This is a genomic window from Rhodanobacter sp. FW510-R10 (assembly GCF_058781105.1).
In genome coordinates, this window is the sequence record NZ_JBYSWL010000001.1 from 1593868 (window position 1) to 1611509 (window position 17642).

The window sequence follows — 17642 nt, forward strand, 5'->3', positions numbered from 1 at the left end:
GATCAGTCGCCGCTTGTCTGCGGCTTGTCGTCGGTTTGCCTGACAGCGTGACCGTGACCCGCTACAGTTGCTGCTTTCGCGTTGTGGCACTTCCATGAATCCACGCTCATGGTCATATCGAACCGGCTTCTCGCTCGGGTTCGTCATTTGTTGCGGCCTGATGGCGTTCGCCCTGTACGCCCAGTATGCCCTGGGCATGTCGCCGTGCCCGCTGTGTGTGCTGCAGCGCATTGCCTTCCTGTTCATGGCCCTGTTCTTCCTGGTTGGTGGCCTTCACGCGCCTCGCGGGCCAGCACGCTGGGTGTATACAGGCCTGGTCGGGCTCGGGGCGCTCGGTGGTGCCGTCACCGCGGCCCGGCATTTGTGGTTGCAGTCGCTGCCGCCCGATCTGGTGCCCTCGTGTGGACCGGGGATTGGTTATCTGTTCGATGCGTTTCCGCTCGCCACCATGCTGCACAAGGTGTTTACCGGCTCCGGCGAATGTGCCACGGTAGAGCCGATCCTCGGCTTGCCGATGCCGGCCTGGACCCTTGTCTGGTTCATTGCCCTGGCGGTGTTGGCCGTCGTCGTGAGTTTGCGGCGCTCCCGTGCATGAGCAAGACCGTGATGTTTCCGAGACTTCGAGCATGAGCCAGCCATTAGCAGCGTCAATGACCCCTGATGTCTGGGCGCCGGATTCGTGGCACCGGCGCACCGCGTTGCAGCAACCGCATTACGAGGACGCAGACGAGTTGGCCGCCGCGTGTCGCGCCCTCGCGCAGCTGCCGCCGCTGGTTACCTCATGGGAAGTCCTTGGCCTGAAGCAGATGCTGGCCGAGGCGCAGGTTGGACAGCGCTTCCTGCTGCAGGGCGGCGAGTGCGCAGAGAGCTTTGCCGATTGCCAGAGCCCGATCATTTCCAACCGGCTCAAGGTGCTGCTGCAGATGAGCCTGGTGCTGGTGCATGGGCTGCAAAAGCCCATCATCCGCGTCGGTCGTTTTGCCGGGCAGTACGCCAAGCCGCGCTCAGCCGACACCGAGACGCGCGAGGGGGTGAGTCTGCCCAGCTTCCGCGGCGACCTCGTCAACGGCTCGGAATTCACCGCCGCGTCCCGACGTGCCGACCCGCAGCGTATGTTGCAGGCACACGCGCATTCGGCACTGACAATGAACTTCGTGCGCGCCCTGGTCGACGACGGCTTTGCCGACCTGCGGCATCCGGAATACTGGAATCTGGCCTGGGTCGAGCGCTCGCCGCTGGCTGCCGAATACCGGCAAATGGTGCGCGCTATCGGCGATTCCCTGCGCTTTATGGAAATGCTGGCCGGCCCGATCGGTGGTTTCAGCAAGGCGGATTTCTTTACTTCACATGAGGCCTTGCTGCTGGACTACGAGCAGGCGCTGACGCGGCAAATCCCGCGCCATCCGGGCTGGTTCAATCTTTCCACGCACTTCCCCTGGATTGGCATGCGCACGGCGGCGCTCGATGGCGCGCACGTCGAATACTTCCGCGGCATCCGCAATCCCATCGCGGTGAAGATTGGCCCGTCGGTGACGCCAGAGGTGCTGCTGCCGCTCATCGACGTGCTCAACCCCGAGGATGAGCCCGGGCGCCTGACCCTCATCCACCGCATGGGCCATGCGCGGATTGGTACCGCGTTGCCACCGCTGCTGGCGGCGGTCAAGCGTGAGGGGCGGCGCGTCCTGTGGGTGGCGGATCCGATGCACGGCAACACCGAGAGCACCTCAAGCGGGCGCAAGACGCGCCGCTTCGACAACATCCACGCGGAGCTCGACCAGGCGCTGGACATCCATGCGGCTGAAGGCACCCGCCTCGGCGGCGTGCACCTGGAGCTCACCGGCGAGGACGTGACCGAATGCATGGGCGGAGCGCGCGACCTGTCGGAGTCCGATCTCGATCGCGCGTACAAGTCGATGGTTGATCCCCGGCTCAACTACGAGCAGTCGCTGGAACTGGCGATGCTGATCGTGCGCAAGTCCCGGGGCAAGGTGGGCGCCTTGCCGCACGGGCTCACTCGCGGATCGTAGCGGGGAATCGCGGCGGCTGGCGGGTATGGCTGTGCTGCTCGAAGCCGTAGGCAATGGAGATGAGCGTCGGCTCGCTCCATCGCGGACCAAACAGCAGGATGCCGATTGGCAGGCCGTGGGCAAATCCCGCCGGTACGGTGATCGACGGGTAACCGGCCACCGCGGCTGGTTGCGAGGCACCGCCCACCACATGCTCGCCCAGCACCAGGTCGATCACGGGCGCAGGCCCTGGCCCTGGCGCCAGCAATGCATCCAGGTGGTGCGCCTTGAGCGCTGCGTCGATACCTTCAGGCCCCGATAGTTGCTTTGCCTTGGCCAGGGCATCGGTGTAGGCCTTGTCGCTGAGCGGGCCCTGCGCTTCGGCATGCAGGAACGTTTCCTGCCCGAACCAGGGCATTTCCTCGGCTGCGTGCGCGTTGTTGAAGGCGATCAGGTCGGCCAGCGTATGCACGGCCAGGCCCTTGCGTGTGGCGAGATAGGCGTTGATGTCGTGCTTGAAGTCGTACGCCAGCACGATGTCCTCGAGCGCTCCGAGTTCGTGCAGGTGTGGCAGGACCACCGGGTCCACGATGATTGCGCCTTGCGCCTTCATCGTGGCGATGGCGGCAGCGAGCACGCGGTCGGCATTCGGCTCCTTGCCGGCAAGTTCGCGTACCACGCCGATGCGTTTGTCGCGCAGGCCGTTGGCGTCGAGGTAGCGGGTGTAGTCGGTGGCGTGCGCGTTCGCCCCAGCGGTCGCCGAATCGCTGGGATCGCTGCCGGCAATCACCGTGAGCAGCGCGGCCGCATCGGCCACGTTACGCGCCATCGGCCCGGCCGTGTCCTGGTTGTGGCTGATAGGCACAATGCCGGTACGACTGACCAAGCCAAGTGTGGGCTTGATGCCGACAATGCCATTCATCGCCGAGGGGCAGACGACCGAGCCGTCTGTTTCCGTGCCGATGGCCACTGGACTGAAGCCGGCGGCGACCGCGACCGCCGAGCCCGAGCTGGATCCGCAGGGGTTGCGGTCCAGTGCGTAGGGGTTGTGGGTTTGTCCACCGCGACCGCTCCAGCCGCTGCTCGAGTGGGTCGACCGGTAGTTCGCCCACTCGCTGAGGTTGGTCTTGCCCAGGATCAGGGCGCCGGCGTTGCGCAACCGCGCCACCAGGGCGGCATCGTGCGCTGCCGGTGCGCGGGTCAGCGCCAGCGAGCCGGCGGTGGTCAGCATGTGGTCACCGGTGTCGATGTTGTCCTTGAGCAGCACCGGGATGCCGTACAGCGGGCCAGGCGATTTCCGCTTGGCGCGCTGCGCGTCGAGTGCCGCGGCCAGGGTCAGCGCCTCGGGGTTGGTTTCGATGATGGCGTGCAGGGTGGGGCCGTGACGGTCCAGGCTATTGATCCGCGCCAGCAGTTGTCGCGCCAGTTGCCGGCTGGTGAGTGTGCCTGAGTGCAGGCGCGACTGCAGTTCGCCGAGCGTGGCGTAGGGCAAGGTCAATGGCGGTTCGGGTGCCGCCGCATGGCTGATGCCGACGAGGAGCAAACTGGTGACGATGCCGAAGCAGATGCCTATGTACTTCATGTGGACTCCCATACGCCAAGAGCAGAAGGGTCGGGGCAGAAGGTCGCGGCAGCAGAATGCGTCGCACGGTGCGATCGTCGTCCGGCGCGCGCAGCCTATAATGAGCGGATGAGAAGCATAAGGCGATGCGAAGCATGGAAGCTGTGGGCGGCTGCTTTCCTGGCGGCAGCCACGGCGCCTGGTGTGTTTGGCCGGGATGCGGCCAACGCGCAGGTGCCCGACACCTTGCAGCAGCGCATCGCGGCGTGCACGACGTGCCACGGTGTGCATGGCGAAGGTACGCCCGGCAGCAAGTACTTTCCACGCCTGGCTGGCAAGCCCGCCGGCTACCTCGCGCGGCAGATCCAGAATTTCCAGGATGGCTTGCGCAAGTACCCGCCCATGGAATACACCGTGCGCAACCTCAGCCCGGCTTACATGCGCGAGATCGCCGATTATTTTTCGGTACAGCAGGTGCCCTATGCGCGCTCGCCGGTGCCACCGGTGACTGCCGCGATCCTGCAGCGGGGCGAGCAACTGGCACGTCATGGCGATCCGCAACGCAAGGTTCCGGCTTGCGCCAGCTGTCATGGGGTCGAATTGACCGGGGTGGAACCCGCCATCCCGGGTCTGGTGGGCTTGCCCTACGACTACATCAGCTCGCAACTGGGTGCATGGCGCACGCACACACGCGCCATGCGTAAACCCGACTGCATGGCCGTCGTCGCCGGCCGTTTGCAGGAGTTGGACATCACGGCCGTCGCGGCCTGGCTGGCCAGCCGGACCCTGCCGGCGCACGTGCGGCCACAGCCGCCTGGCAGCGTCAAGCCGCCCTTGCCCTGCGGTGTGCTTGAGGCGGCGGGAGCGGGGGCATGAGGCGCTGGCTGGCGGTCCTGGTGCTCGCCCTGGTGCTGGCCATGCTTGGCGGGTGGTGGTGGATGGCCAGCCAGCGCACCGACCAGGTGGCCACACCCGAGGTGGGAGCGTTGTCGGCTGCGGCGCTGGCCGACCCGGCCTTGGTCGCGCGCGGCGCGTACCTGGCCGCGGCGGGCGACTGCGCCGGCTGCCACAGTGTGCGCGGCGGTCCGCCGTATGCGGGCGGGCGCTCCATTCCCACCCCGTTTGGGACTATCTCTGGACCGAATCTGACGCCCGATGCGGCAACCGGTATCGGGCACTGGTCCTTTGCCGACTTCTGGCGCGCCTTGCACCACGGGCAACGGAAGGACGGCCAGTGGCTGTATCCAGCTTTCCCGTTCACCTCCTACACCAAGGTCACGCCAGAGGACGCGCGGGCGATCTTCGCCTACCTGCGTTCGCTGGCTCCGGTGCGGCGGGAAGCGGACGCCGCGAAGTTGAGTTTTCCCTACAACCTGCGTTCGACGCTGGCGGTGTGGCGTGCACGGTATTTCCAGCCAGGAGTGTTCCAGCCCGATAGCCAGCAGTCCGCCGCCTGGAACCGCGGTGCCTACCTGGTACAGGGCCTGGGCCATTGCAACGAATGTCACGCGCCGCGCAATGCCTGGGGTGCCACCATCGGCGCCTGGTTGTCGGGCGGCGAGATCCCGCGCCAGGACTGGTATGCGCCGGACTTGAGCATGCAGGCGAACGGCGGCCTGCAGGGCTGGACCACCGGGGATGTGGTGGATTTGCTGAAGACCGGCCACGCGGCCAAGGGCGCGGCATTCGGGCCGATGGCCGACGTGGTGGCGGACAGCACGCAGTTCCTGGGTGACGCCGACTTGGACGCGATCGCCACCTACCTGGCCAGCCTGCCGCCCCGCGAGGCCCGGCAGGCCCCACGCTCAGCGTTCAACGTCAAGCGCATCACTGCTGCCGGCGAAAAGGTGTATCGCCAACATTGTGCCGATTGCCATGGCGACGACGGCCGTGGTGTGGCCGGCATCTATCCGCCGCTGGACGGCAACTCGGCGGTGACCGAGCCGACCGGAATCAATGCCGTGCGCACGGTGTTGCTGGGTGGCTTCCCGCCGGTGACAGCCGGCAATCCGCGGCCGTATTCGATGCCGCCGTACGCCCAGCAGTTGGACGACAGCGACGTCGCCCTGGTGGTCAGTTACATTCGCCAGGCCTGGGGCAACCAGGCGTCCATCGTGCGCCCGGAGCAGGTAAGCAAGTACCGGCATACCCCGATCGACTGAATTGGCTGCCTGGAGCCGTGGCGCCCGCGCCGCGGTGGCAGTCAAGCCCGCGGCGCCTCCAGCAGGAAGTCGGTGAATTGGAAGCGGCCGTCGCGCAACACCGACTCGCCGCGGCGCAGCGACAGGTCGGCGCGGAACAGCGGCCCACCATAACTCAGCGTATGGAACTCGCCGCGTTCCCCACAGGGATCCGTGCCCAACGGAAGCCCGTCGAGCAGCAGGCCGTCAAAGGCACGTCCGCAAAACGCCGGATCGAGTTGCTGGGTATCCACGCAGCACAGCACCGCGCGGTGTCCCTCGCTGACGAAACGCCGGGCAAGGCGCGCCGTGTCCTCACCCCAGAGCGGAAAGACGGCGCGCCAGTTTTCCCGCCCCAGCTGGCGCACGCGGTAATCGCGCACGTCCTGCAGGAACAGGTCGCCGAAGGCACAGTGGCGGATGCCCGGCCAGCGCATGCGCGCCTGTGCCAAGGCGGCTGCCTGGGCCTGTTCATAGGCTTCGTTGCTGCCCGGCCAGTCGATGGGCACCTCCATTACGGGCAGGCCCAGCGCATCGGCCTGGGCCAGCAGCACATCGTGCTGGATACCGTGCATGGCCACCCGCCGGTAGCTGCGGTTCAGCGTGGTGAACAGGGCGACCACCTGCCAGCGCGGGTCGGCACGCAGGCGCTGCAATGCCAGCAGGCAGTCCTTGCCTCCGCTCCAGGCCAGAAGTATCGGAGTGCGCTCCATGCTTGTACTGTAGCGCTCCAAGTGCCTTGCCGGCGCTGAGGCGGCCGGACCGGGCTCCAACAAGCGATGGGGCATGGTTCGAACCATGTCACCGGCGGTTGGTCCATGGTCCGAGCCACGGTAGCGGAAGTCGCCAGGTTTGGTGCGGCGGGCAGTGATTGGAGAGTGCGGTGAGCGAGGAGATCCTGATCAATGTGACGCCGCGCGAGACGCGGGTGGGCGTGGTCGAGAACGGTATGCTGCAGGAGGTGCATGTCGAGCGTGCCTCGAAGCGTGGCTACGTGGGCAACGTCTACAAGGGACGCGTGCAGCGCGTGATGCCGGGCATGCAGGCTGCATTCGTGGAGATCGGGTTGGAGCGCGCGGCATTCCTGCACGTGTCCGACATCCTGCGCCCGGCGCCGGTGGAAGGCGTAGAGCCGGTCGAGGAGGCGCATGTGCCCTTGATCAGCGAACTGGTGCACGAGGGCCAGGAGATCGTGGTGCAGGTGGCCAAGGATCCGCTTGGCACCAAGGGCGCGCGGCTGTCGGCCAACCTTTCCATTCCGTCGCGTTATCTCGTGCTGTTGCCGCACGCGCAGACCCTGGGCGTCTCCGCGCGTATCGAGGATGAGGCCGAACGCCAGCGCCTGCGCGACATCCTGCTGTCGCTGCTCGGTGACGCCGCCGGACAGGCGCGGCTGGGTTACATCGTGCGCACCAATGCCGAGGGGCAGAGCGCCGAGTCGCTGGCCTTCGACGTCGCCTACCTGGGCCGGGTCTGGCGGGTGCTGCAGGAAAACATCGCCAAGGCCAAGGTCGGCGAGTGCGTGTACGAGGAATTGCCCCTGCCGCTGCGCAGCTTGCGCGACATGCTCAATGCCGACATCGAGAAGGTGCGCGTGGACTCGCTTGTGACCCATGCCAGCGTGGTCAAGTTCGTGCACAAGTTCATGCCGCAGTTGGACAGCCGCATTGAACACTACGACGGGGAACGGCCGATCTTCGACATGTACGGCGTGGAAGACGAAATCCAGCGCGCGCTGAGGAAGGAGGTGCCGTTGAAATCCGGCGGCTACCTGGTCATCGACCAGACCGAGGCGATGACCACGATTGACGTCAATACCGGTGCCTATCTCGGCTCGCGCAACCTGGAGGAGACGGTCTACCGCACCAATCTCGAAGCCGCGCAGGCAGCCTCGCGCCAGCTGCGCCTGCGCAACCTCGGCGGCATCATCATCATCGACTTCATCGACATGTTCGATGAGGAGCACAAGCGCCAGGTATTGCGCATGTTGAACAAGGGCTTGGCCCGCGACCATGCGCGCACCACGGTGTTCCCGATTTCGGCCTTGGGGCTGGTGGAGATGACACGCAAGCGAACCACCGAGAGCCTCTGGCGGCAATTGTGCGAACCTTGTCCGGTATGCGACGGGCGCGGCATGTTGAAGAGTGCCGAAACTGTGACCTACGAGATCTTTCGCGAGATCACGCGTGCCGTGCGCCAGTTCAATGCGGAACAATTGCTGGTGATGGCGAGCCCGCAGGTGGTCGACCATATCCAGGAAGAAGAGTCCGGGGCGGTGGCCGAGCTGGAAGAATCCATTTCCAAGAGCATCCGCTTCCAGGCGGAGGCGCAATATTCGCAGGAACAGTTTGATGTGGTGTTGCTGTAAGTTCGGCACAGATTGGCGGGCGTGAAGACACGCTGGAAGCACGGCTTGCGCAGCGGCGCGCGGGCGTCGTCCTGGGTCGCTGGCATCCTGGTGATCGTCCTGGCGGTCGTGGTCGGCCTTGCGCAGTTGTTGCTGCCGCTGGTGGCCAGGCATCCGGAGTGGGTGGCCGAGCAGCTCACTACGCGCCTGCATCGGCCGACCAGCTTCGAGTCGATGCGCGGGCAATGGACGGCCTCCGGACCATTGCTGGCATTGCACGGGGTGACCGTCGGACCGCCGGCTGGCCGGGCCGCGGACAGCCTGCACATCCCCGAGGTGGACCTGCGGCTGGATTTCAGTGCCTGGGTGGTACCTGGGCGACATCTGTTCAACGTGCATGTGCGCGGCCTGCGCGCGACGGCCATCCGTACCCGGGACGGCAAGTGGCAGGTGATGGGCGCTGGGGTGGATCTCAGTGGGCCGAGCATCGACCTCGGCCATCTGTCGGCCGACCTGTGGCTGGACAACCTGCAGTTGGCGGTCGACGACCAGCGTTCGAGGCGGCGTTTCGATTTGCTGGTGCCGCAGTTGCGGATCAACCGGACGGCCCGGGGGCGCGTGCGCCTGGCCGGCATCGTGCAGCGGCAGCACAGCGCCGGAGTGCTGCGGGTGGCCGGGGATTTCCGGCAAGGCCAGGGTACGGGCGCGCTGTGGGTCGGCCTGGATGCGAGCGACCTGCGCCACCTGCTGTCCGGCGTCGAGATTGGCGGTTACCGGCTGGACGATGGCCGCGGCCGCGTGGCCGCCTGGCTGCGTTGGCGTGGGGGCCAGTTGGCCGATGCCGTGGTGCAGCTGGATCTTGCCAACCTGGCAATCTCCAGCGCCACGGTGCAACGCGTGCAGGCCGGTCCGCTGCATGGCCTGGCCGGCCTGCGGCGCGTCGGCGATGACTATCGCTTGGGTTGGGCCGGCGACGACGGGGGCGCGGCTGTGGCCTTGGTGCGTGCTCCGGGTACACCACAGATGGCAGTTGGCTTGGCAGCCCGCGACTGGCAACTGGCACCATGGCTGCCCCTGCTGGCCCTGAAGCCGGGGCTGGCACAAGGCCTCGTGCAGTGGCTGGGCCACGGGCAGCCGCGTACATTGGCAAACAAGCTCGACCTGGGCTGGAGCCACGCCCATGGCCTGCAGGCGGTGGACCTCGAGTTCTCCGGCGTGCGCATCGATCCGGTCGGCAAGCTGCCTGGGCTGGACCGGTTGGCCGGCCACCTGGCGGGCGACGACGAGGCGCTGAGCCTGAGCTTGCCCGCGCAGGCGGCCACAATCAACTTGCCAGGCCTGTTTCGCCAGCCCCTGGAGCTGTCGAAACTCGACGGCAGCCTGGCGCTCTGGAAGGACGATGCCAGTTGGGTACTTGGCTTGGATGCGCTGACTGTTGCGGCTGCGGACTACACCGCCCAGGTGCGCGGAAAGCTCGCCTTTCCGGCAGCGGGCGGCGCCCCCTCGGCCGAGCTGTTTGCCACGGTGGGCGAGGCCAAGGTGCCGGCAGCCAAGCTGTTCTGGCCGAGCTCGATGCCGGCCGCGACGATGGCGTGGCTGGACCGGGCTCTGGTGGCAGGCCGCGTCGAGAATGCCCAGGTGATCCTGCGCGGGAATCTGGCGGACTGGCCGTTCGTCCATCACGAAGGTCGTTTCGAGGCGCACGTCCCCATTCACGACCTGACCCTCGACTATGCACCCGGTTGGCCACGTGCCGAACGGGCGGAGGTGGTGGCCGACTTTGTCGGTGGCGGGTTCCGGGCGGTGGCCAGCACGGCCCAGACCCTGGGTGTCCATGCCACGTTGGCGGCAGCCGACATCGCGGATTTTGCCAGTGCGCCGCTCGAGCTCAGCATTCGCGGCGGCGGCAGCGGTGGCGACCTGATGCGGTTCGTGCGCGCCAGCCCGATCGGCAATGGGCAACGTGACACGCTGGACAAATTGAGCCTGGGCGGCACCGGCACGTTTGCCATGCACCTGGAATTGCCCTTGCACACGGATGACGCGCCGATGCTCAGCGGTGCGGTGGCATTGAGCGGCGCGGATTTGCGTGCTCCGGACTGGCACCTCGAGCTGAAGCAGCTCGAGGGGCCGTTGCGTTTCGACCTGCGGGGTATCGAAGCCGAGAGTCTGCAGGCGGCATTCCAGGGCCGCGCTTCGACCTTGGCCCTGGCCATTGGCGACGTCCCCGCTCACCCGGACACCTCGGTCTGGGTGCAGATGCGCGGTGACTACAGCCTCGCTGACCTGGTGCGCGATTATCCCAGCCTGGCCTGGATTGGCCAGGGCTCCACGGGCAGTGGCGATTTCCGGGTGGCGTTCTCGGCCGTGCCGGCTGATGGCGCGGCGCCAGCACGGCAGCAGCTCACCGTCGACTCGGATTTGCGCGGCGTGGCCTTGAATTTCCCCGCGCCGCTGCAAAAAGACGCGGCTGTCGGCATGCCCTTGCACGTGACCATTGGCGTCCCGGTCGACGGTGCCGACCTGCGCGTGGCCCTGGGCCAGGTCGCGCGTGGGCGCTTTCGCCTGGCGGGTGACGCCCCGCCCATAGCCGGGGCGATCGCCTTCGGCACCGAGATGCCGCAGCATCTGCCGCCGACGGGCCTGCAGATACGCGGCCATGCACCGCGGCTGGATGTCACTGGGTGGGTGCAGCAGACGGCCGGTGGCGAAGGCGAGGGCGGGATGGCGGTGAACAACGTGCAGGTCAGCGCGGACCACGCGCTCTGGTTCAATCGGTCCCTGGGCGCGATGCGCATCGACGCCTCGACCTCCGATACGGCGCTGGAGGTACAGGTGGATGGATCGGCCATGGCCGGCATGATCTCGATCCCTACGGATCAGTTGCAGCAAAAGGGTGTGACCGCGCGCATTCAGCGCCTGTACTGGCCGGTCGATGCCACCCCGGCCACCGCTGCTTCCGCGCCGACCGTGGCGAATGCGCACGTGCCGCCAGTCGCAGCGAAGCCGCCACCCAAGCCCGAGGAGAATCCGGCCGACACAGGCGTCGATCCCAAGGCCTTGCCGCCGCTGCATCTGTGGGTGCAGGACTTGCGGCTGGGCGTGGCCAAGTTGGGCGATGCGCGGCTGGAGAGCTGGCCCACGGCCAACGGCATGCATATCGAGCAACTGCGCGGCTTGTCGGGCAATGCGCAGATTAGCGCGAGCGGTGACTGGAACGGCGATGCCCACGCCAGCCATTCGCAGATGAGCATCAATTTTTCCGCCAATGACTTGGGCGCGATGCTGGATGCGCTCGGCTTCGAGGGCCTGATTCATGGCGGGCGCACCCACGACCAGTTGGATGCGCGCTGGCCAGGATCGCCTTCCAGTATCGCCCTGGCCAACATGGAGGGGACCTTGAGTATCAAGGTCGAGGATGGCCGTATCCCTGAGGCGACTTCACCGGGCGTGGGGCGCCTGCTCGGCCTGGTGTCCCTCGCCGAACTGCCGCGCCGCCTGACCCTGGATTTTGGCGACGTGTTTGGCAAGGGCCTGGCGTTCGATACCATCACCGGGGAGTTCCGCCTGGCGGACGGCAACGCCACGACCAATGACCTGGCGATCAGGGGGCCGTCGGCGAACATCACCGTCACTGGCCGCACTGGATTGCGTGGCCGCGATTACGACCAGGACGTTTATGTGGTGCCGCACGTCGGCAACAGTCTGCCCCTGGTTGGCGCGGTCGTGGGTGGCCCGTTCGGCGCGGCGGCCGGGCTGGCGGTACAGGGCCTGCTGGGGCGCGGCTTGAACAAAGCGGCCAGCGCCCACTATCGCGTCACCGGCAGTTGGGACAAACCGGTGTTCACCCTGGTCGACAAGCAAGGTGGCACCGCGCCGTTGCTCAATGCGCCGGGGAGCAGTATTCCGCTACCGGCAAGTTCCAGCAGCACGCTGCCGGCACCGAGCACGAGCGTGCGTTGAGGCGTCATGCCATGCGGCGAACTACGGGGAGTCACGCCGACTCCGGCATGTTTGTCGTGGCGCGATCAGCTGGGCTCGTCGTGCAGCTGTTCGGCGGCGCGTGCGGTGTGGAAATGCCGCTTGAAGGCGACATCGCCGATCGCCGGCTCCTCAAGTTCACGCGCGCAGCGGTGGCCGGCGTAGACCGCATGTGCGATCAGGCCGGGTGCGTCCGCGTCGCCAATGCATGAGAGCGATTGCAGGCCGGCGGCCGACCAGTCGGTCTTGCGCGCCAGCAGGTCCTGGTACAGCGCGTCGTCCGGCACGCGCGCGGTGACCAGCACCAGCCCGGCGCAGGGCAATTCGCGCCGCGTGTGGTCCCAGACGTTTTCCACCGTCAACGTGGTGCCCCGGTAGAGGGCGATGTTGTGCGACACCAGCGCCTCGATGCCAAGCGCCGCCATGCGCTTGCGGATATGCCGATAGCCGAGCGTGTTCTGGCTCCAGGGCGCGATGGTGTCGTCGGCGGCCACGTGGCCCACCTCGCAGCCATGCTGGCGCAGCAATTCGGCGGCGACGCTGCCGTAGTAGAAGCCATCGTCGTCAAAGACGACCGCAGGGCCGTCCGGCAGGCGACCGTCCAGCAGGTCGTCCAGTGTATAGACACGCGGGTTGTCCACGCAGTCGGCGATGCCAAAGCCGTTCGCCCGCCCGTAGCCGTCGCGGCGCCAGTGACAGCCGGTGGCGAGCACCACATGCTCGGCGCCGAAATCAAGCACGTCTCGTGCGCCGAGCGCCGAGTCGCGATAGACGGCTATATTTGCGAGCTTGCCGATCTGGCCGACGCGCCAGTCGCGCACGCGCGCCCATTCGGCAAGGCCGGGCAAGCGTGCCTCGCGCGTGACCCGGCCGCCGAGTTCCGTGCGCGCCTCGGCCAGGCTCACCGCATAACCACGCTGGCCGAGCGCGCGCGCGGCTTCCAATCCGGCCGGGCCGGCGCCGACCACGAGCACGCGGCTGGCCGAGCGCCTTGGCGCGATGCGTTCGGGGTGCCAACCCTTGCGCCATTCCTCGCCCATGGTCGGATTCTGCGTGCAACGGATCGGCGAGATCGTCATGTCGCCGGAGACGCAGATGTTGCAGCCAATGCATTCGCGGATGTCGTCGTTGCGCCCTTCCGCGATCTTGCGCGGAAGGAACGGGTCGGCGATCGACGGCCGCGCGCAACCGATGAAGTCGAGTACGCCGCGGTGGATCTGCGCGACCATCGTGTCCGGGGAGGTGAAGCGGCCGACGCCGACCACGGGCTTGGTCGTGATCTGCTTGACGAACGCGATGAACGGTTCCTGCGCAGCTTCCGCGGCAAAGCGCGACGGCACCGAATCGTTGTCCCACGGCGCGATGTTCACGTCCCACACGTCGGGCAGCTCGGCGAGCATGGCGACGATATCCGTGGCTTCCGCGAGCTCCAGGCCGTCCGGCCCGAGCAATTCATCGGTGGCAAAACGCAGCGCAACCGCACAGGTATCGCCTACGGCATCCTTTGTGTCCTCCAAGACCTCACGCAACAAGCGCGCGCGGTTTTCCAGCGAGCCACCGTATTGATCGCTGCGCTGGTTGCGGCGACGCTGCAGGAAGTGCATCAGCAGCGTCAGGTCGTGTGCGGCGTAGACGTAGATGATGTCCATGCCGGCGCGCTTGCCGCGCAGCGCCGCGGCGCGGTGCCAGCGACGGAATTCGCCAATATCGTGCAGCGACATCGCGCGCGCCTGCGCCGGGTAGCCATGCTTGGACGGCTGGGCCGACGGTGCCAGCAGCACCTCGCGCGAGTACAGGTTCGAGGCCCCTGCGCCACCGTGCACGAGTTGCAGTGCGGCGAGCGCGCCATGTGCATGCACCTGGTCGCACATGAGCCGCAGTGCCGGGATGTCGCGATCGTCCCACAGGCGCTGCTCGACGTACGGGGTCAGGTCGCCGCTCGGGTGGATCTCGCATTCCTCGGTCGACACCACCGCCCAGCCGCCCTCGGCCTTGGTTGCGCGCATCGCGGCATGCGCCATCGGCATGGCGTGCCCCATGCCGTTGCAATGCGGCACCTGGTAGAAGCGGTTCTTCGCCGTGACCGGGCCAATCGCGAGCGGGGTGAACAGGATGTCGTAGCGGGGATCACGCATGTTACCGAGACCTCGGTTATTGCTGGAGGCCACCAGGGCGTGGGCTCATGCATGTTCCCCGGCGGGGCCGGCGTACGCCGCGCGCAACAGGTTCTGGAAATGCCAGACGCCACTCTCGCGGCGCGGGCACAACCGCCCGGGGGAATAGAAACCCGAGCCCAGTCCCTGCTGCACCGCTTCGCAGATGGCGATGTCCTCGTTCTGCACTTCGTCGCTGAAGTCCTGGTCGGCAGCGATGCGGGCTTGCGCCTGCGCGTCCTGTCCGTAGTAGTAGTCGAACACGATCCGGCAACGGTCCGGCCCGAGTGGCAGGACTCGGTTCGTCTGCAGCCGCCCGGACATGATGTTGAGCATCACGTTCGGATACACGAAGTAGTAGAACGCCTGGCCGTCGCCATAGGCTTCGGAGCTGTTGCGCAGCGGCGAGGATTGCAGCGAATACCACGGCGACAGCACGGTGTCGTAGGCGCGATAGTCGAGCAGCTTGTTCAGGCCCGGATGGACGTGCGGCAGGTGATAGCCCTCGACGTAGTTGTCGACGTATACCTTCCAGTTGCAGTCGACGTCGTAATTGACGCTGCGCAGGTAGCGCATGGCCCCCAGGTCGATTGGCGCAATGTGTTCGCTGATACCGCCATACACCTCGTCGAAGTCCGGGACATCATTGCTCAACGCCACGAACACCAGGCCTTGCCACTCGTGCACGCGCAGCGGCGGCAGATGGATGTTGGCGACGTCGAAGCCGGGGACGTCCTTCATCTCCGGTGCGCTGCGCAGCTGGCCTTCCAGCGTGTAGGTCCAGCCGTGGTATTTGCATTGCAGCGATTGCGCGCCCTTGCCGTTGCACAGCGCGAGCGGGCCGGCGCGATGGCGGCAGACGTTCGGAAACGCCCGCAGCGCGCCGTCCTTCCCCCGCGCCAGGATCACCGGGACGCCGGCAATCCGGCCGACCACGTGATCACCGGGCTCCGCCAGCTGGCCCTGGTGCGCCAGCGGCTGCCAGCTGCGGGCAAACACCGCGCGTTGTTCCATCGCCAGCATCTCGTTTCCCACGTAGTAGCGCGCCGGCAGCGCCTGCGCGTGATCGAGATCGGTGGTTGCGGTATCGCCGGGTATGGCATCGGTGCGCATGGTGGGCTCCAACGTGGCGGTGGTGGTCTTGCGCCCCGGACGCTGGGTTTGGCAGTGACGCGGCGCAGTGTTGCTGATCGGGCGAATTGTACGTCGGGCAGCATGTGCCGTTGCGGGCATGGCGATACCTGCGGAACCCGATGATTGCCGGGCTACGCGTGAAGCGCTATTGTCGGCGCCGCAGCACGCCGCGACCCGGCTACCTTGCCTGCGCTATGGCTTCCAGGGGGCCGGTCGAGCCGCCGCAGAGCGGGGAACCATGGCAGAGACGACGACCGTCGGTACATTGGAGCAAGCCTTGGCACACGCCGCGCGCCTGCTGGAGCGTGACCCGGCGCTGGCGGTCGAGCAACTCACCGAGATCCTCAAGGCAGTCGCTGGCCATCCTGGCGCGTTGCGCCTGCTGGCAATGGCGCGATCGGCACTCGGCGATGTCGACGGGGCGCTGGACATCCTCCAGCCCTTGGCGCGCGCGCAGCCGAAGTGGGCTGTGCTGCATTTCGAGCTGGGGGTCGCCCTGGGCCGCAGCGGACGCGGCGAGGCAGCGATTGCGGCACTGCGGTACGCGGTGGCGCTGCAGCCCGATCTGCCGCAAGCCTGGCGCGTGCTTGGCGACCATCTCATGGCGGCCGGTGAACAAGCCGCGGCCGAAGCCGCTTATGCCAACCATGTGCGCTATTCCACGCGCGATCCGCGTTTGCTGGCGGCGGCCGTCGCGCTCGCCGAGGACCGCATCCCGGAGGCCGAAGCCCAGCTGCGTGAGCATCTAAAGCAGGCCCCCACCGATGTCGCCGCAATTCGCATGTTCGCCGAAGTGGCTGCGCGCCTGGGTCGCGACGGAGATGCCCTGCACCTCCTCGAGCGTTGTCTGGAGCTTGCTCCCGACTTCCACGCCGCGCGGCAGAACTACGCGCAGGTCCTGCATCGCAGCAACCAGCCGGAACAGGCCCTGGTCCAGGTCGAGCACTTGCTGGCCCTGGAGCCAGGCCACGCCGGTTACCGCAACCTCAAGGCGGTGGTGCTGTGCCGTATCGGCGATTACGAGCCCGCCATCCGCATCTACGCCGACCTGCTGGAACGCTATCCGCAACAGGCGAAGATATGGATGAGCTACGGACATGCGCTGAAGACGGCCGGACACACTGGCGAGGCGATCGAGGCTTATCGGCGAAGCCTGGCGCTCGCGCCGTCATTCGGCGAAGTCTGGTGGAGCCTGGCCAACCTGAAGACGTTCCGCTTCGATGCCGATGACCTGGCGATGCTGCGGCAACAGCTCGCGCGTCCCGATCTCAGTGACGACGATCGCCTGCATCTGGAGTTCGCGATCGGCAAGGCATTGGAGGATGCCGGCGAATATCCGACGTCGTTCCAGCATTACGCGCGTGGCAACGCGCTGCGTCGCGCGCAGCTGCACTACAGCGCTGAGGCAACCAGCGCGCGCGTACGGCGAGCCTGTGCACGTTACACGCAGGACTTCTTTGCGGCACGCGCCAACATGGGCTGCCCCGCACGCGATCCGATCTTCGTCGTCGGCCTGCCGCGTGCCGGGTCCACTCTGATCGAGCAGATCCTGTCGAGCCACAGCCAGATCGAAGGCACGATGGAGCTGCCGGAGGTCGCCTCGATCACGCGTGCCTTGCGCCAGCAGGACAACCCCGACAACGTGGTGCCGTACCACGACGCGCTGGCGGCACTCGACGCCGATGCGTTGCGGGCACTCGGCGAGCAGTACCTCGCGCATACGCGGATCCAGCGCAAGACTGCCGCACCACTGTTCATCGACAAGATGCCGAACAACTTCATGCATCTTGGTCTTATTCACCTGATCCTGCCGAACGCAAAGATCATTGATGCGCGCCGGCATCCGCTGGCCTGCTGTTTCTCGGCGTTCAAGCAGCATTTTGCGCGCGGTCAGAGCTTCACCTACGGCCTGGACGATATAGGGCGCTACTACCGCGACTACATTGCGTTGATGGCGCATTTCGACGCGGTATTGCCTGGGCGCATCCACCGCGTTTTTTATGAACGCATGGTGGACGACACCGAAGCCGAGGTGCGGCGCCTGCTTGCCTATTGCGGCGTGCCGTTCGAGGACGCGTGCCTGCGCTTCTATCGGAACCGGCGTCCGGTACGTACCGCAAGTTCGGAACAGGTGCGTCAGCCGATCTACCGCGATGGCGTGGATCACTGGCGGCATTACGCGCCGTGGCTGGGCCCGCTGGTATCGGCCCTGGGGCCGGTATTGGAGCGCTACCCCGACGTGCCGGAGTTGGAATAGACGGTGATGACCCGGATGGGCCG

Annotated in this window: 11 protein-coding genes; 7 read left to right on the forward strand and 4 right to left on the reverse strand. The window is 66.7% G+C overall.

The annotated features are described in order from the left end of the window. Positions 1-94 precede the first annotated feature (94 nt). Positions 95-595, forward strand: coding sequence for a disulfide bond formation protein B (locus AC3WJB_RS06825; protein ID WP_492679955.1), 501 nt, complete (start codon positions 95-97; stop codon positions 593-595). A gap of 31 nt (positions 596-626) precedes the next feature. Beyond that, positions 627-2027 (forward strand): class II 3-deoxy-7-phosphoheptulonate synthase, encoded by a 1401-nt coding sequence (locus AC3WJB_RS06830; protein ID WP_492679957.1) that lies wholly within the window; start codon positions 627-629, stop codon positions 2025-2027. Here AC3WJB_RS06830 and AC3WJB_RS06835 read toward each other — a convergent pair. Further along, positions 2011-3588, reverse strand: a complete 1578-nt coding sequence (locus AC3WJB_RS06835; RefSeq protein WP_492679959.1) for an amidase — start codon at positions 3586-3588, stop codon at positions 2011-2013. The genes AC3WJB_RS06830 and AC3WJB_RS06835 overlap by 17 nt on opposite strands. A gap of 108 nt (positions 3589-3696) precedes the next feature. On the opposite strand from AC3WJB_RS06835, the gene AC3WJB_RS06840 reads away from it, so the two are divergent. Next, positions 3697-4443, forward strand: coding sequence for a c-type cytochrome (locus AC3WJB_RS06840; protein WP_492679961.1), 747 nt, complete (start codon positions 3697-3699; stop codon positions 4441-4443). Continuing rightward, positions 4440-5729 (forward strand): cytochrome c, encoded by a 1290-nt coding sequence (locus AC3WJB_RS06845; protein ID WP_492679963.1) that lies wholly within the window; start codon positions 4440-4442, stop codon positions 5727-5729. The genes AC3WJB_RS06840 and AC3WJB_RS06845 overlap by 4 nt, the downstream gene beginning before the upstream one ends. Positions 5730-5770: 41 nt before the next feature. On the opposite strand, the gene AC3WJB_RS06850 is transcribed toward AC3WJB_RS06845, so the two are convergent. Further along, positions 5771-6460: a Dph6-related ATP pyrophosphatase gene (locus AC3WJB_RS06850; protein ID WP_492683120.1), complete on the reverse strand. Its 690-nt coding sequence runs from the start codon at positions 6458-6460 to the stop codon at positions 5771-5773. 170 nt (positions 6461-6630) lie between these two features. On the opposite strand from AC3WJB_RS06850, the gene rng reads away from it, so the two are divergent. Together rng and AC3WJB_RS06860 are read left to right on the forward strand one after the other, a co-directional pair. Beyond that, the gene (gene rng, locus AC3WJB_RS06855; protein ID WP_492679965.1) at positions 6631-8115 is read left to right on the forward strand and encodes a ribonuclease G; all 1485 of its coding nucleotides are present in this window, start codon (positions 6631-6633) and stop codon (positions 8113-8115) included. Positions 8116-8136: 21 nt separating this feature from the next. Then, a complete protein-coding gene (locus AC3WJB_RS06860) occupies positions 8137-12057 on the forward strand; it encodes a YhdP family protein (RefSeq protein ID WP_492679967.1) in 3921 nt (1306 codons plus the stop codon). 65 nt (positions 12058-12122) lie between these two features. On the opposite strand, the gene AC3WJB_RS06865 is transcribed toward AC3WJB_RS06860, so the two are convergent. Beyond that, a complete protein-coding gene (locus AC3WJB_RS06865; protein WP_492679969.1) occupies positions 12123-14210 on the reverse strand; it encodes an oxidoreductase in 2088 nt (695 codons plus the stop codon). A gap of 45 nt (positions 14211-14255) precedes the next feature. Continuing rightward, entirely contained in the window at positions 14256-15341 is a 1086-nt protein-coding gene (locus AC3WJB_RS06870) for an aromatic ring-hydroxylating oxygenase subunit alpha (protein ID WP_492679971.1), read from the reverse strand. Between the two features lie 259 nt (positions 15342-15600). On the opposite strand from AC3WJB_RS06870, the gene AC3WJB_RS06875 reads away from it, so the two are divergent. Next, a complete protein-coding gene (locus AC3WJB_RS06875; RefSeq protein WP_492679973.1) occupies positions 15601-17619 on the forward strand; it encodes a tetratricopeptide repeat-containing sulfotransferase family protein in 2019 nt (672 codons plus the stop codon). The last annotated feature ends 23 nt before the right edge of the window (positions 17620-17642 follow it).